Below are 15,061 nucleotides of genomic sequence, written 5' to 3' on the forward strand. Positions count from 1 at the left end.
CTTCAAAGGGCCGCTAAGTCTCGTTGAGCCGCTTCTCGACCTCAAGCGTCAGCCCGTTGCGGGCGATCACGCTGACAGCGTCCCCAGCGGTAAGCGAATCGGTGGAAATCGCCTTCCAGCGCTCGCCATGTGCGATGATGTAACCCGTGGCTCCAGCCCAACTCTCGACCTCGCCCGAAATCCCGATCATCTGCTCTGCACCCGTTGCGACGCCGCGCCACCGCGAGGTAAAGGCGAGGCGAGCAACGAGAAGGCTGAAGGTGAGGCATGCAAACGCGATTGCACCCAGTACGGGGCGCGAAACCTGCAAGCCTGGCATATCCGTATCAAACAGAATGGTTGCGCCCAGGATCACGGCGATCCCGCCGCCGATGCCCAGGGCGCCGAAGCTCGGCGAATGTATTTCGGCCACCGTCAGTCCTACGCCGAGGAAAATAAGCCCGACGCCGGCAAAGCTCACTGGAAGCAATGCCAACGCATAGAGACCAAGAAGCAGGCAGATACCGCCGATCGTGCCTGGAAGCATCGTCCCAGGCGCAAGAAATTCGAAGATCAGACCATAGATGCCGACCATCATCAGGATGATTGCAATGTTCGGATCGGTGATTACCGAAAGCAGGCGGGTGCGCCAGTCCGGTTCGAATTCCTGCACTGCTAAGCCGGTGGTATCTATTCGGATGTCTGTCTGACCGACCCGTACTATGCGCGCCTGAGTCTGCGCAATGAGATCGTTGACATCAACTGCCGTGAAATCAATGGCGTGTTCGCGCACGGCAGCAGTCGATGAAAGGCTCGCGCCCTCCCGCACGGCCTGCTCTGCCCAGTCGGCATTGCGGTTGCGCAGTTCCGCGAGCCCGCGAATATACGCCACCGCGTCGTTAATGATTTTCTTGTCGCTGGCGCTGCCTGGGGCCTCGGCTTGCTTGTCATTTTGCTTGCCCGGTTCCTTTTCGGGTTTGGTATCGCCGCCAAAAGGGTTGACGCCGATCGCAATCGGTGTCGCTGCTCCCAAGTTGGTGCCTGGCGCCATCGCCGCAATGTGGCATGCGTAGAGAATATAGGTGCCGGCGCTGGCAGCACGTGCACCGCTCGGTGCGACGAAGCCGGCGACAGGCACGGGCGAGGCAAGGATGGCGCGAATGATGTCCCGCATGGAAGTGTCAAGGCCACCGGGCGTGTCCATCTGAAGGATAATCAAGCCCGCGCCATCTTCGCCAGCACGCCGAAGGCCCCGTATCACATAGTCTGATGTTGCGGGTCCGATGGCACCGTTCACCTTTAGCACGACCGCAACGCGGCTGGATTCCGACGCCGCTGGCGTGAAGATGCCCGGAGTTGAGAACAGCAACAACAACGCGATCAGGATTGGCGGCAGCCACCGCCAACACCTTAAGCTCAGCGCTACCACCTGCGGAACGCTCATAATCTCTAATATATGGCAGAAATCACAAAGAGAAAGGAAGCGTACGCAGCGTACGTGCAATACGAATGCAGAGCTCAAGCCTTCGCTCCAGGGGGCAGCTGTATGCGACGCCTCAGTCTGATATGGGCTCTTGAGCGCACGCTGATTGTGCCACTGCCCTTTCATCAGAACGCTTCGCACGTCGCAAGCCTGCCCCTAGAACTGCGATGGTTACGAGAGTAAAAATACAGAAACTGCTAATACAGTTAATCTAAACATAGGTCCCGATGTGGTAAAATTTGCAACTCGCTCGACGAGATGCCGGGCGACGTTGACTTTTCGCAGAGTGGTTCGCCTGGGCGTCGAGGTAGCGTTTCCGCTATGCCGAAAAGGGTGAAGCCCGATAAGAAGCCTCGGGAAGGACCGCGTGTATTGAAACGAATAGCCCAATCGCGGACAATCTGCAGGGTCACCCGTCCGATCCTGGCCGCGTCGCTGCGTGAATGGCCATCATCGATTTCGGCAAGGGCAAGAAGCCGCCGAGCGCGCGCCGCATCCTTCGTTTTTTTGGACAATGCCCGCAGGGCAAAACCGTCGAAGTCATCGCGCAGTGGAATTCCCAATGTCATCCGCAAACCTACGTTTGCGACATCGATTCGTATCCATCCGAGTTGGGCCGCAGTACTTACGGGTTAGCGCATGGTAGCATGGCGGAATGGAGATCGACGAGGACAAGATCGACGATGCGGTGCTGGCGCTGTTGTGGCTGACGCTTTATCGTCTAGCTCGGTTCGGCCTCTGCCCACGGAACATTGGGCGCCATTTGAAGTTGCTGTCGATTGGCCGGGGCAGGACTGCCGAGGCCATATTGCGCCTTGATATGGTCGGCGAGACGCAGTGCTAGCGCAACGATGGTCAACGTGGGCATGTCATTGCCGCACGTCGGAAAGATCGAACTACCGGCAACGTGCAAATTGTGCATGCCATGCACCTTGCAGTTCTGGTCGACGACGCCTTGCCGCGGATCGACATGCATGCGGGTCGTGCCCATGTGGTGGGCGCAGCCGATGACCGAGAGCGGATGCCCTTTGTCGGCATCTTCGAGATCGACATGGCCAAGGCCCGATCGAGCGAACTCATCGCGTACGAGTTCGAGCATGCGCAGGTGCGTGCGCTTTTCGTGGTCGCCAATGCGCCAGTCGAGATGGGCGCGATGGAGGCCGAGGCGATCCCGTTGTGACGAAAGGGTAACGCGGCTCTCACGGTCCGGCGCCGGCTCGACAACAGTCTCGATCTGGAAATAGTCCGATTTAGCCGCCAGTTTCAGGCGTCGATAGAGCAGCGACGTCATCAGGTTCGGGCTGTGTCGGACGACAGCGGCATAGGTCTGTAGCTTGATGTCCCGAAAGTGGCGCCAGCGGACAGCATTATAGAGTTCGTGGAACTGTTCGGTGAGTGCGCTGTCCTCGCCGGATCGGCATGCTCGGAAATAGGTCCGGCATTGCAGCAGCCGTTCACGCCGCTGGATCTGTTCGGATAGAGCAAGATGCGCGCTTGCGCTAGTGCCATCCACCGACAGGCGAGGATTGTGATAGGTGAACCGAGCGTCGTAGAAGCGGAACGGATCAGCGCTCCGCGCTGGCGTCATGCGACCATGGCGAATGCGCGGATGCTCCATGAAATAGCGACCGACGAGGTCGTGCTGGTTGCCGAGCCCCCGTACATCGACACTGTTTGACAACAAAAGAAGCCGCGCATTTTCGATGCCGCCCGCAGCAAGAATCGTGTGTTTCGCCCGCACGAAGAAGGCGGAGCGCGATGCCGACATCACATGGACGCCGCGCACGGTAGTGGCGTTGCTGCATGTCGCGAGCTGGACCGCGTTGGCATTGAGAATGACCTTTGTGTTCTTTGCCGATACCAGCTGCGCGTAATAGTCTCGGCCGAACCGCGTCGGTGGGCTGAACTTGCTGACGACTGTTTCGAGGGCCTTGCGGTCAAGCTCAAGCAACCCTATCCGCTTGTTCAGCTGGCTATGCCAAAACGCCGGTTCGAATCCATGATGGTTGACCTGGACGAGATCGTCGGCGCGCCGGTAGTAGGGTTCAACCTCGTCAAGGCGGAACGGCCAGCCGCTGTTCGGTATCCAGTCGCGCTCCTCGAAGTCGATGCTAATAAAGGGACGTATCCAGCCTCCCCAGCAATTCGAGCTGCCACCCAGCCGCCGGGTGCGTGTTGCCTGCAGATCATAGGGAAGACCCACATTCTCGCCCTCGTAGAGGCCTTGCGATTTAGTGCTTGGCTTTAGGCCACCACCCTCCAATACGCATGTAGCGATGCCCTGGCGGTCGAACTCGAGCGCAAGTGTGATACCCGCGACGCCGCCCCCAATGATGCAGATTTCCGCATCCAAGGTGGAATCATTCGGCAATAGTCCAGCCTCGATGAGCATGATCTACCTGCCCCCCCTCAATCCGATTGTTTATTGTTTATTTCCAAGCACATCCCCTGATAGGCGCGATCTGCACATCTTGCTTCGGGAACGCTGTAATTTACATCTGTACATCGGAATATTGGGAGTACCCAACCGATGGATGCATCATCCGAAAGTTTTAGGGTCGCGGCATGGGCCGCAGAATTTCCGGTTTACGCGGCCGCCGCAATAGCTGCCGCTTTTTCGGCCTTCCAAGCCCACGGCAACAACTCGTCGGTGTTGGCCGGATGATCGGCGATCCAAGCCGGGCCTGCGGGTCGACATGGTTCATTTTTGCCGTGAACCATCAAACTGTACATGGCGGCGGCCCGTTGACCACCCCAGCGAACGCTCTGCCGCGTTGTTCGACAGGCAGGTCCGGCCATCGGTGGGAAACGGGTAAACGATGCCCAGCGGTTCAGCATGTCGTCGAAGGACTTGGCCAGGTCATTGTCGCGAGACAGCTTGGCACGTTGCTCGCGCATCCACACTTCCATATCGGCGATCGGCGGCACGCTATGCTGCTGACGCGCCGCTTTGCGATCTTCGGCCGTCTGGCCATTGATCTGACGTTCGATCTCGAACAGCGCATCGATCCGGAGGACCATCTCGATGGCGATAGGCGAGATGACGGCAGCGGTTTGCCTTTCGCCTTGCGCCGGGCATCGGAAAACCGCGCCTCGAGGAACTGCGATGACCACCGGACAAAAATACAGAAAATGCTAATATAGATACTCTAAATATAGCTCACAATGTGATATAATTTTCAACTCGCCCGAGGACGAGATGCCGGGCGACGTTTCGACTTTTCGCGGAGTGGTTCGTCTGGATGTCGAACCAGCGTTTCCGCCATGCCGGAAAGATCCCACCGATAAAGAGGCCTCGGGACAACATCTCGGAATGGGAGGTGTGCAATGCTCCGCAGATTGTTTCTCACCTTGGCTATTGCGACGTCCGCGCTGGCGATCAATGGCGTCGCGTGGGCCGACATCACGGTCCTGGTGCCGTCGGGCAGCGAAGGCAACGGCCTTACCGCCGCTGCCGGGGACTACTCGAAATTGAAGGGTTCGAAGGTCGAAATCGTCCAGGCGCCCTATGCCAATGTCTTCGAGAAGGCGGCGAATGCCGGCCAGACAAAATCGGGCGCTTTCGACATCGTACTGATGGACGACCCGTGGATCCCATTCTTTGCCGAAAATGGTCATCTCGAGGATCTGAGCCCCTATTTCGCCAAGCTTGGGGTCCCGGGTCCCGACAACGACTTCCTTGCAAAGTCGCTGGCGGTTTGCCGCAACCCGTATAACACCGGTCCGTTCGTCTGTATCCCCTATGTCGGCAATGCCCAGATGTTCTTCTATGATGGTGCCAGGTTCGCGCAGGCTGGAGTATCCGGCGCACCCGCGACGTGGGACGATGTCTACAAGGCGGCCAAGGTGATCACCGACGCAGGCAAAGGCCGCTTCTATGGCTACGTGTTCCGTGGTGGACAGGGTAACAACGTGGTCGCCGATTTCATGCCGCTTCTGTGGTCTTATGGCGGCAACCTCTTCAACGCCGACCGCACCAAGGTGACGCTTGACACCAAGGAGGCCAAGGACGCGATGGCGATGTTCATGCAGCTGAAGGGCATCTCGCCGAAGGGGGTTGAGAGTTTTGCCCCCGAGGACGTCGGTCGCTCGATGACGTCGGGCATCGCCGCCTCGTCGATCAACTGGCCGAATTGGGTCGCGACGTTTGAGGACCCGAGCCAGAGCCAGGTGGTCGGCAAGATCTCCTACGCGCCGATGCCGGCAGGTACGCACGCCGGGTCATCGGAGATAGGCCATTGGACCATGGGCATCATGTCGGCGTCCAAGAACAAGCAGGAGGCCTTCGACTTCATGATCTGGGCGACGTCACCGGAACAGATCAAGATTTCCGCCACGCGCGGCAATCCGCCGGTCCGCTTCTCGGTTTTCACCGACCCCGAACTCACCTCGCAGCCGCAATTCCGACACTACCCGACGCTGATGCAGGCGATTGACTTTTCGACACCCCGGCCGCGCCATCCCAAGTGGCCAGAGATCGAGAACGCACTCGGCATCGAGCTTTCCAAGGCAGTTGCAGGCAGTGAAGACGCGGACAAGGCGCTTGCCAATGCGCAGGTGGCCATCGAGAAGATTACCGGTATCAGCAAATAGCGCGCCGGTTTTCCCATCGTCAGCGAAGCGGGGGGCGCCCCCGCTTCGCACTCTGATCGGCGAGGCGTCGGGCTATTTTCCGACGCGACGGGTGTCCCGAGATGCAAGAGCGGATGGATGATCCAACGATGACCGGCACGGTTGGGGGCATCGGTTCGGCTTTCGAGCGCTGGCGCGAGCGGCACTTACGCGTCCTCATGCTGGCGCCGACACTGCTGATCCTTGCAGGGCTGACGCTGTTTCCGACCGTCTACATGTTTACCGCGGCCGTCCAGAAGGTCAGCCCAGATCCGGATGTGCCTCGCGAGTTCATCGGTCTCGGCAATTTCGCGCGGATACTCGCCGACCCGGAACTCCATGTCGCCGTCAAGAACACGGTGGTGTTCACCAGCATTGCGGTGACGCTTGAGTTCCTGCTCGGCCTCGGCCTTGCCTTGCTTTTCGACAAGTACATTCGCCGGCTGAATTTCCTCAAGACGATCCTGTTGGTGCCGATGATGATCCCGCCGATCGCCGTCGCGCTGACGTGGAAGCTCATCTATCAACCCCAATTCGGGGTCCTCAACGAGTTGATGTTTCGCCTCGGATTGCCGTCGCAGGCTTGGGCCGGCGATGTCAACCTCGCCATGGGAACAATCATCGCCGCGGACGTTTGGGAGTGGACGCCGTTCATCTTCCTTCTGATGCTGGCCGGGCTGGCGAGCCTGCCGAGCGAGCCCTACGAGGCGGCCCAGGTCGATGGCGCCTCCGCCTGGCGCCAGTTCTGGGACCTGACGGTCCCCTTCCTCAAGCCGGTGATCGCCATTGCCCTGATCCTCAGGATCATGGATGCGCTCAGATTGTTCGACCTGGTGTTTATCCTGACGGTAGGCGGCCCGGCGGGGGCGACCGAGACGCTCAGCCTGTATGTCTTCAAGGTCGCGTTCACATTCGTTGATATCGGCTATGCCGCCGCCATCTCGCTGGTGATCCTGTTCGTGACGATCGGCTTCAGCACCTGGTTCATCAAGCGAATGCGGCTGGCGGATTGAGGAGGTTTGGATGACAACTGGCGTCCGGCATCGAGCCACCGAAGTGATCCCCCGCCTGCTGGCCTATCTGGTGATGGCCTTCGCCCTGTTCATCACCATCTTCCCGGTCTATTGGCTCGCCGTGAATTCATTCAAGCTCGACATCGACATCTTCGCGGTGCCCCCCGTGTGGTTCGAATTCTCGCCGACCCTCAAGCACTACGACGCGGCGTTCATCGGCCAGCCGTTCCTGATCTATGCCTTGAACAGCCTGATCATCGCGGTCACGACGACGATCGTGTCGCTAGTTTTCGGGACCATGGCCGGCTACGCCTTGGCCCGCTTCGACTATCCCGGCCGGTGGCGGTACCAGATCTCGTTTTGGATCCTGTCAACGCGCATGATGCCGCCGATCGTGACGATCATTCCGCTGTTCATATTCTTCAACTTCTTCGGCCTGCTGAACACGAAGCTTGCCGTCGTCGTTGCTTACACCGCCTTTAACCTTCCCTTCGTGACCTGGATGATGAAGAGCTACTTCCAGGATCTTCCCCCCGAACTCGAGGAGGCGGCAATGGTCGACGGTGATACGCGGTGGGGCGCATTCTTGCACGTGGCATTGCCCTTGGCCCGGCCCGGTCTCGCCGCAACGGCGATCTTCAGCCTGATCCTTGCCTGGAACGAGTTCCTGCTGGCGCTGATCCTTACCCAGACGGAGCGGTCGATGACACTGCCGGTCGGCATCTCCGGCCGGGTCACCCAGTACACGACCCATTGGGGCGAGATCAGCGCGGCCGGCTTTCTTGCCAGCGTCCCGATCATCATCTTCGCGCTGATCGTGCAGCGCCATCTCGTGCGCGGCCTTTCCTTCGGCGCGGTTAAGGGGTGACGCATGGCTTCTGTGACATTCAAGGACGTCGTCAAGAAGTTCGGCAAGTTCACGGCCGTCATGAACCTCAACCTCGAGGTTCGCGACAAGGAGTTTCTCGTTCTGCTCGGACCTTCCGGTTGTGGCAAGACGACGACGATGCGCATGGTCGCGGGTCTCGAGGAGGCCACGTCGGGCGATATCTACATCGACGCCGATCGGATCAATGGTGTGCTGCCCAAGTACCGCGACGTGGCGATGGTGTTCCAGTCCTATGCCTTGTATCCGCACCTCAGCGTCGCCGATAATATCGGTTACCCGCTGAAGATCCGCAAAGTGCCGCCCGCCGAATGCAAGCGGCGAATAATGGAGGTCGCGCGTAGGGTCGAACTGGACACGCTGTTGTCCCGTCTTCCGAAGGAGCTATCGGGCGGGCAGCGTCAGCGCGTCGCACTCGCGCGCGCCATCGTCCGCACCCCGCGGGTCTTTCTCATGGACGAGCCGCTGTCCAACCTCGACGCCAAGCTTCGCACCCAAATGCGCGCGCAACTGAAGCACCTCCAGCATGAGCTTCAGGTGACGACGATCTATGTCACTCACGACCAGATCGAGGCGATGACGCTTGCGCACCGCGTGGCAGTGATGAACAACGGCGTGATCGAGCAGCTTGGTACGCCGCGGGAGATCTACAACGATCCACGCACGCTCTTCGTTGCCGGCTTCATTGGCTCGCCGCCAATGAACCTGATCCCCGGGGAAGTGAAGGACGGCATATTCGTGAGTGCCGGCCTCAGGGTAGGCGGCATCGGCCGGGCCAACGTCTCTCGTGCCGTGCTCGGCGTCCGCCCGGAGGACGTCCATGTCGCGGGTGCCGGCGATGCCGACGTCAATCTGGTTGCCCCGATCTATTCGGTGGAACTCACGGGGGAGAGCACGCTGGTCAGCTTGCGGTTGGGCAATCAACTCATGACCCTGCGCGCCGACAAGAATTTCGCCGGTCAGATCGACCAGCAGATCGGCGTCAAGCTTGCGGCCGATCGCGTGTTTCTGTTCGACGGAGAGTCTCGAGACCGTGTGGACGTCTGACATCCGGGCAGCGGTGACGGTGATCGCCATGACATCGCGCGCCGTTGCGGCCGACCTCGGTCCCGTCGTCGGCAATCCGCTGATCGACATTCCCGCCGGGACGTTCATCTTCGGCCGCGACGACGGCCCCGAAAATGAACGCCCTCGGCGCGCGTTGGAGGGGCAGGCCTTCGCGATCAATCGGACCGAGATCACGAACCGGCAATATGCTCGCTTTGTCGAGGAGAGCGGTCACCGCCCGGCCTTCTACGCCAATCACCCGCTGCTCGGGCTGGACGACCGGCCGGTGGTCGGGGTGAGCTGGGGAGACGCGGATGCCTTCTGTCGCCACTACGGGTTGGTTCTACCAACGGAACAGCAGTACGAGAGGGCGGCGCGAGGAACTCAGGGCAGCGCGTTTCCGTGGGGCGAGGTCCCGCCGGGCAATACGCGGGCAAATTCGGGAGCAGATGTCTGTTGTTCCGGCGACGCGCGCGATGGGTATCCGATGACCGCACCGGCGGGGTCCTTTGCCGATGGCGCGAGCAAAGAGGGCGTCCTCAATCTTGTCGGCAATGTCTGGGAGTGGACCCGTGATGTCTACGCGCCGTACGAAGGCGGGACCACGGCGAGGAGCGCCGGGCCGTACCGTGTACTTCGTGGCGGCTCCTGGAACAGCGACAAAAACCACCTGACGACGACCTATCGGCTCGCCTATGATCCGGAATTCCGGTTCTCAGCCAATGGTGGCTTCAGATGCGTTCGTTCTACACCTTGATTGTCATCACCCGTTTTCTGCTCCTAGCCGTCGGCGCCGGTGCTGAACCGACGGCGCCGCCTGGCTACACATTTGAGACCTTCAACACGCCGGGTGCCGCCTTCGCCGGCCTATCTCGCGACGCGGGAGACTTGCTCGTCAGCGATCTCGCCAACGGCAGGCTCTACCGGCGTGGCGCGGACGGCAAGCTTGTCGCATTCGGTCCGGTATTTCCCCATGGCCTCGACGTGATCGGCGACCCGACCGGCCCATATCGTGTGGTGCGCGCCGACGACGGCTTTGTCGTCGCTCAGGGGTGGACGCCAGTCGACTCCAAGGAAGGGCCGTTTGACCACGCGCTCGTTGCGCTCGACGCGGCCGGAAAGGTCCGTGTCATCAGCAGCGATTTCTGGAATCCGTTCGACTTCGTTGCGGCGAGCGGAAACTACTACGTGATAGACTCCGCTCGAAACAGTGTCGAACGCGTACAGCCCGACGGCAGGACCAGCACGCTTCTTACATTCCGCCGCATGGGGCAGGCGGCCACGGCGCTGCGCAGCCTTTCACCGACCGAGTTTGCCGAAGGCAACGGCTACGAAACCGATGCGGTGCCGACCGGCATCGTCCTTCACGGCGGGCGCCTCCATATAGCACTGTTCGGCGGCTTTCCCTTTCTTGCCGGTGCCGGAAAGATCGTTTCAATTCCCGAGGCTGGCGATCAGTCAATGCCGCAGATTGACGTCGAAGCGCTCAATGCGCCCGTCAGTATTGCTTTCGACAACGATGGAGAGATGCTTGTCCTCGAGCACGGCACCTACGATCAGAAAGAAGGTTTTCGGAAGGGGAGCGGAAGATTGCTCAAGTTCGATAAAATGACGCGGGAACCGAAGGTTATTCTCGAGGGTCTGACGCGCCCTGTCTCTGTGCTTGTCTGGGACGAGCGGCGGATCGTCGTTGCCGCCTTGGACGGCAACCTCTATGTTCTGACGCGCGAATCTCCTCGCTGACCGGGGCTCCCGGTTTTGGTCCCCGACTAATGCACATGCTTGCCTGACGCCAAGGGCCATTGCTTATCCACGACGGCCGTAAGCTCTTTCCAACCTATAAGATCACCGCAGGTCGCCATGAGGCTCTGCCCTGGAATAGTCTTTTGACTACGCCACAGGCGAGAAGGGCCTCAGGAAACTGCTTTGCTAATCCGCCATAACGATAAAGAGCAAGCCCGAGAATACGCCGATAAGTAGGGCCGTTGAAAAGTTTGACATTTCGTCGTCAATGAAGTGTCTCCACGCTTCCGGAAGCGCAGAGGCACTCTAGATTACGCAGGCTTAGCGGAGGCCACTCAAATCACCTCGGAAGCCACCTCTTCCGACCGCTCTGCAGGTTCACCGGCGCTCACGCCGTACCCACCAGCATAGTAGCCAGCCGTACTTCCTGCGACGTTACCAGCGGTTCCACATCTTCCGCCCAGAGCGCCTGTTGATGACGTTGTTGAAAACCTGACTGCCACCACCATCGGCGGCTTTTTGGCCGAGGGCGCTCTTGCGATGACGATCGTGCCAGAGGGTGTTGCTCTCGAAATCGAACCTTTCTTCGACATCGTGACGTCGGTTTCCCTGCGTGCGGGCCAAAAAAGGCTTCCATCAAATAGAAACATCTTCGATATTCGGTGAATTACCTCTCAATTCAGGGCGTTTACACACAGCAAGCCTGAAAACCATCCCACGAGACGTCGCGCAATCGACGCATAAATGCTGGCTGAAAGGGGCGTTCCACGCCGCCTGCGCCTGTCCACCACGGCTGCCTATCGCGATCCTTCAGATTACGCTTGCTGGCTTGGCTCAATCACCGAATTTCACCCGCTCCAGTATCAGCGGGTCATACGCGGGAGCCTGGATCCGACGACGATCTGCCTCCGGCGCGCTGAGCGGTTCGACGGGTTGAAGCTTGTCCTTGGCTTCCAGTGCGAGGCGTTGATAGACGCCCGTTCCCTGGCGCTTCCAGGCGATTTCTTTTTCACTGAGTTCGCGAACGATCCTGGCTGGCGATCCGACCGCCAGGCTGTTTGCGGGGATGTCGGCGCCTGCCTTGACGAAGGTCATGGCGGCAACAATCGAGTTTTCGCCGATCACTGCTTCGTCCATGATGACCGCATTCATCCCGACCATGGCATTGCGACCAATCCGGCAGCCGTGCAGAACCGCTCCGTGGCCGATATGGCCGTCTTCGCCAATCACCACCTCGACATTTGGAAAGCTGTGAACGACGCATGTCTCCTGAACGTTCGAGCCGCGTTCCATGATGATCCGTCCGAAATCGCCGCGCAGCACTGCACAGGGGCCAACATAGCAGGCCGGGCCGATGATGACGTCGCCGATCACCACCGCGGCCGGATGGACGAAGGCCGTCGGATGGATGACAGGCACAACGCCATCATAGGAATAGACCTGCGCCATCTTAATCAGTCCCTTGTCTTGGCGACCATCGTCAGCACGTCGTATTGCGCGACCGTCGCATCGTTCTGGTTGGTCACCCGGCAATCCCAGCGCACCTCGCCATGTTCGGCGCCAATGCGCGGATTGATTTCCTTGCAGGTCAGTTGCACCTGCAAGGTATCGCCTGGATTGACGGGCGTGAGGAAGCGCAGGTTGTCGACGCCGTAATTGGCAAGGACCGGACCGGGGGCCGGGTCGACGAAGAGGCCGGCAGCGAAGGAGACGATCAGATAGCCATGGGCGACGCGCCCATCGAAGAAGGGATTGGCGCGGGCGGCTTCTTCATCCATGTGGGCATAGAAAGTATCGCCCGTGAAATTGGCGAAGTGCTCGATATCCTCAAGCGTGACCGTGCGCGTGCCAGTGACGAGCTGGTCGCCGATCCGCAACTCGGCAAGCGACTTTCGGAAAGGATGCTCGCCGTCCTTGCGCACGTTAGCATCCGAAACCCAGCGGCCGGTGACTGCCGACAGTAGCGTCGGCGAACCTTGTACGGCGGTACGCTGCATGTAGTGCTTGACCCCGCGCAGCCCGCCCAGCTCCTCGCCGCCGCCAGCGCGTCCAGGGCCGCCATGTACCAGGCCCGGCAGCGGCGAGCCATGGCCGGTCGACGTCTTGGCGCTGACGCGGTTGCCGATCAGCACGCGACCGTGGAACGGCGCCATGCCAAGGACAACCCTTTCGGCAAAGGCGGGGTCGTTGGTGAACACCGAGGACACCAAGCTTCCCTTGCCACGGCCGGCAAGATCGACGGCCTCCTCGGCGCTGTCATAGGGCATGACCGTGCTGACCGGACCGAAGGCCTCGACGTCGTGCACTGCCCGAGCTTCCCACGGCTTGTCGCAATAAAGGAGCACCGGATTGAGGAAGGCGCCGGCATCGGCATCACCCGACACGACACGCGGATTGTCCAGATCGCCGGCGACAATCTCGGCATCGGAAAGAAGATCGCGGATGCGTGCGCGGACCTCGTCACGCTGGGCAAGACTGGCAAGCGGGCCCATCCGGACGTTCTCATCGGCCGCATTGCCAAGCGCGGTCTTGCCAAGACGCTCCCCAAGGGCGGAGATCAACCCATCGCAATAGGCGCGTGGGGCGACGACACGGCGGATCGCCGTGCACTTCTGACCGGCCTTTGCCGTCATTTCGCGGGAGACTTCTTTGACGAAGAGGTCGAACTCTTCGGTACCTGGGGCGGCATCGAGGCCAAGGACCGAGGCATTGAGGCTGTCTGCCTCCATGGTAAAGCGTACCGAATTCGCAATGATCGCCGGGTGCGTCTTCAATTTACGACCCGTCCAGGCCGAGCCGGTGAACGTGACGACATCCTGTCCGTCGACATGGTCCAGCAGATCGCCGACCGAGCCGCACACCAATTGCACCGCGCCTTCAGGCAGAAGACCGGTTTCCATCATGCGACGCACGACGAGCTCGGTAAGATAAGCCGTCTGGCTTGCCGGCTTGACGATTGCCGGCATGCCGGCAAGCAGTGTCGGGGCCAGCTTCTCCAGCATGCCCCAGACCGGGAAGTTGAAGGCGTTGATGTGGATAGCGACGCCCTGCAGCGGCGAGAGAATATGCAGGGCTGAGAAGGTGCCGTCGCGCGACAGGGTCTCGACGTCACCATCAACAAGCACGCGCGTATTGGGCAGCTCACGGCGACCCTTTGAGGCATAGGACAGCAGAGTGCCGATGCCGCCGTCGATATCGATCCAGCTGTCCGCCCTGGTGGCGCCGGTCGCATACGAGAGGCCGTAGAACTCCTCCTTGCGGTCCATCAGCGCCTGCCCAAGTGCCTTCAGCATGGCGGCGCGCTCATGAAATGACATGCGGCGCAGCGCCGGGCCCGCCTTCTCGCGGCCGTAGGCCACAGACGCGGCAAAATCGACGCCGGTAGAATCGATCAGTGCCACCGGTGCGCCTGTCGAGGCGTCGCGCAGTTCAGCGCCATCCTTCGTGCCGGGAACCCAGCGACCATAGACATAGCTTTCGAGGCGGCGCGGCGGGTCTACCAGAACGTTCATTGTCTTATCCTTCCGGGTCAGTTCAGATTGAGCGCCGCAAGCTGCGCGTCGATTGCCGCCTGCCATTCAGACAACAGCGCCTCGTTAGGGGTATGGCGAAGGCCGAAACGGGACAGTGTTTCGTAGCGAGCCGATCCGGAGAATCCAAAGCTTGCGGCAACGCGCGGACGCCAATAGATGATCGCTTCACGCGCGGCCTTCGCCCCTTCGTCATCTTCGGCAATCCGTTTCAGCGCTTCGATGCCAAGTTCGGTGTGATGGGCCTCTCTCGGCAGAATCGCGCGGAACACTTCGGCAAGTGGCTGATAGGAAACGTGGGTCAGCTCGCGTAGCTGGATTGTGCTCGCCGTGCCCATCAGCACGTTCATGACGACCGCGTCGATCCAGCCCTGCAGCGGATAGTGGAAAACGGAAAGGCGCATGTCGCCGCCCCGACGGGCGGCGCCGATATCGGCCTCGCGTGTCAGGCGGACGTCCCAGGGATGATGCACGGCATATCGCCCGGTATCTGCGCCGAAACTGCCCATGATATCGAGAACGCGACCGGCATGGTCAGTCTTTTCAAGTACGATTTTTGCGGAAGCGATGCGCTCCTTGATACCAGGCGCATCGTTGATCGTGTCGGCAAAGCCGGCGGCACCCGCAAGCTCGCTGTCGACGAAACTCGCCATCAGGCGCAGAAGCTCGCCGCGATAGCGCGGGGGCACATTATCAGGCGACGTCAGCACGCCGCCCTTGAGCAGATATTCCTCGATCGGCATCGTATCGGACATCGGCAATTCCTCCC

General features: G+C 60.4%; 12 protein-coding genes and 2 pseudogenes. 7 read left to right on the top strand and 7 right to left on the bottom strand.

Annotation, left to right across the window (positions count from 1 at the left end; genetic code table 11):
* Positions 1-13 precede the first annotated feature (13 nt).
* Both NBG89_RS20535 and NBG89_RS20540 read right to left on the bottom strand, forming a co-directional pair.
* Positions 14-1,423, bottom strand: a complete 1,410-nt coding sequence (locus tag NBG89_RS20535; protein WP_431323973.1) for an NfeD family protein — start codon at positions 1,421-1,423, stop codon at positions 14-16.
* 245 nt (positions 1,424-1,668) lie between these two features.
* Positions 1,669-2,031, bottom strand: a complete 363-nt coding sequence (locus NBG89_RS20540; protein ID WP_431323974.1) for a hypothetical protein — start codon at positions 2,029-2,031, stop codon at positions 1,669-1,671.
* Between the two features lie 86 nt (positions 2,032-2,117).
* Here NBG89_RS20540 and NBG89_RS20545 point away from each other — a divergent pair.
* Positions 2,118-2,180, top strand: a pseudogene (locus NBG89_RS20545) (DUF6429 family protein); the annotation flags it as partial.
* Between the two features lie 3 nt (positions 2,181-2,183).
* Here the strand turns inward: NBG89_RS20545 and NBG89_RS20550 are convergent.
* Positions 2,184-3,854, bottom strand: a complete 1,671-nt coding sequence (locus NBG89_RS20550) for an FAD-dependent oxidoreductase (protein WP_431323975.1) — start codon at positions 3,852-3,854, stop codon at positions 2,184-2,186.
* A gap of 194 nt (positions 3,855-4,048) precedes the next feature.
* Positions 4,049-4,545 (bottom strand): annotated as a pseudogene (locus NBG89_RS20555) (IS66 family transposase); the annotation flags it as partial.
* 244 nt (positions 4,546-4,789) lie between these two features.
* Here NBG89_RS20555 and NBG89_RS20560 point away from each other — a divergent pair.
* The 6 genes from NBG89_RS20560 to NBG89_RS20585 all read left to right on the top strand — a co-directional run bounded on the left by NBG89_RS20560 (position 4,790) and on the right by NBG89_RS20585 (position 10,762).
* Complete coding sequence (locus tag NBG89_RS20560; protein ID WP_431323976.1) at positions 4,790-6,055, top strand: ABC transporter substrate-binding protein; 1,266 nt, start codon at positions 4,790-4,792, stop codon at positions 6,053-6,055.
* 128 nt (positions 6,056-6,183) lie between these two features.
* Positions 6,184-7,086, top strand: a complete 903-nt coding sequence (locus tag NBG89_RS20565; protein ID WP_431323977.1) for a carbohydrate ABC transporter permease — start codon at positions 6,184-6,186, stop codon at positions 7,084-7,086.
* A gap of 10 nt (positions 7,087-7,096) precedes the next feature.
* Entirely contained in the window at positions 7,097-7,954 is an 858-nt protein-coding gene (locus NBG89_RS20570; RefSeq protein ID WP_431323978.1) for a carbohydrate ABC transporter permease, read from the top strand.
* Positions 7,955-7,957: 3 nt separating this feature from the next.
* Positions 7,958-9,019, top strand: a complete 1,062-nt coding sequence (locus NBG89_RS20575) for an ABC transporter ATP-binding protein (RefSeq protein ID WP_431323979.1) — start codon at positions 7,958-7,960, stop codon at positions 9,017-9,019.
* 28 nt (positions 9,020-9,047) lie between these two features.
* Positions 9,048-9,776 carry a formylglycine-generating enzyme family protein gene (locus NBG89_RS20580; RefSeq protein WP_431324592.1) on the top strand — a complete coding sequence of 243 codons (729 nt, stop codon included), beginning with the start codon at positions 9,048-9,050 and terminating at the stop codon, positions 9,774-9,776.
* Positions 9,755-10,762, top strand: a complete 1,008-nt coding sequence (locus NBG89_RS20585) for a ScyD/ScyE family protein (RefSeq protein ID WP_431323980.1) — start codon at positions 9,755-9,757, stop codon at positions 10,760-10,762. The genes NBG89_RS20580 and NBG89_RS20585 overlap by 22 nt, the downstream gene beginning before the upstream one ends.
* 834 nt (positions 10,763-11,596) lie before the next feature.
* Here the strand turns inward: NBG89_RS20585 and NBG89_RS20590 are convergent.
* From NBG89_RS20590 to NBG89_RS20600, 3 genes are read right to left on the bottom strand one after another with little or no spacing between them, the layout of a single operon-like run.
* Complete coding sequence (locus NBG89_RS20590) at positions 11,597-12,211, bottom strand: phenylacetic acid degradation protein PaaY (protein WP_431323981.1); 615 nt, start codon at positions 12,209-12,211, stop codon at positions 11,597-11,599.
* Positions 12,212-12,216: 5 nt separating this feature from the next.
* Positions 12,217-14,274 (bottom strand): phenylacetic acid degradation bifunctional protein PaaZ, encoded by a 2,058-nt coding sequence (paaZ, locus tag NBG89_RS20595; protein WP_431323982.1) that lies wholly within the window; start codon positions 14,272-14,274, stop codon positions 12,217-12,219.
* A gap of 17 nt (positions 14,275-14,291) precedes the next feature.
* On the bottom strand, positions 14,292-15,047 hold the full coding sequence (locus NBG89_RS20600; protein ID WP_431323983.1) for a Phenylacetic acid catabolic protein: 756 nt from the start codon (positions 15,045-15,047) through the stop codon (positions 14,292-14,294).
* Positions 15,048-15,061: the final 14 nt, after the last annotated feature.

Origin of the sequence: Rhizobium sp. YTU87027 (assembly GCF_050644135.1) — a bacterium.
In the GTDB taxonomy this organism is placed as follows: Bacteria; Pseudomonadota; Alphaproteobacteria; order Rhizobiales; family Rhizobiaceae; genus Rhizobium.

Coding starts and splice junctions, on each gene's coding strand:
- NBG89_RS20535 (WP_431323973.1), bottom strand. CDS start 1,423: ATGAGCGTTCCGCAGGTGGTAGCGCTGAGCTTAAGGTGTTGGCGGTGG.
- NBG89_RS20540 (WP_431323974.1), bottom strand. CDS start 2,031: ATGACATTGGGAATTCCACTGCGCGATGACTTCGACGGTTTTGCCCTG.
- NBG89_RS20550 (WP_431323975.1), bottom strand. CDS start 3,854: ATGCTCATCGAGGCTGGACTATTGCCGAATGATTCCACCTTGGATGCG.
- NBG89_RS20560 (WP_431323976.1), top strand. CDS start 4,790: ATGCTCCGCAGATTGTTTCTCACCTTGGCTATTGCGACGTCCGCGCTG.
- NBG89_RS20565 (WP_431323977.1), top strand. CDS start 6,184: ATGACCGGCACGGTTGGGGGCATCGGTTCGGCTTTCGAGCGCTGGCGC.
- NBG89_RS20570 (WP_431323978.1), top strand. CDS start 7,097: ATGACAACTGGCGTCCGGCATCGAGCCACCGAAGTGATCCCCCGCCTG.
- NBG89_RS20575 (WP_431323979.1), top strand. CDS start 7,958: ATGGCTTCTGTGACATTCAAGGACGTCGTCAAGAAGTTCGGCAAGTTC.
- NBG89_RS20580 (WP_431324592.1), top strand. CDS start 9,048: ATGACATCGCGCGCCGTTGCGGCCGACCTCGGTCCCGTCGTCGGCAAT.
- NBG89_RS20585 (WP_431323980.1), top strand. CDS start 9,755: ATGCGTTCGTTCTACACCTTGATTGTCATCACCCGTTTTCTGCTCCTA.
- NBG89_RS20590 (WP_431323981.1), bottom strand. CDS start 12,211: ATGGCGCAGGTCTATTCCTATGATGGCGTTGTGCCTGTCATCCATCCG.
- paaZ (WP_431323982.1), bottom strand. CDS start 14,274: ATGAACGTTCTGGTAGACCCGCCGCGCCGCCTCGAAAGCTATGTCTAT.
- NBG89_RS20600 (WP_431323983.1), bottom strand. CDS start 15,047: ATGTCCGATACGATGCCGATCGAGGAATATCTGCTCAAGGGCGGCGTG.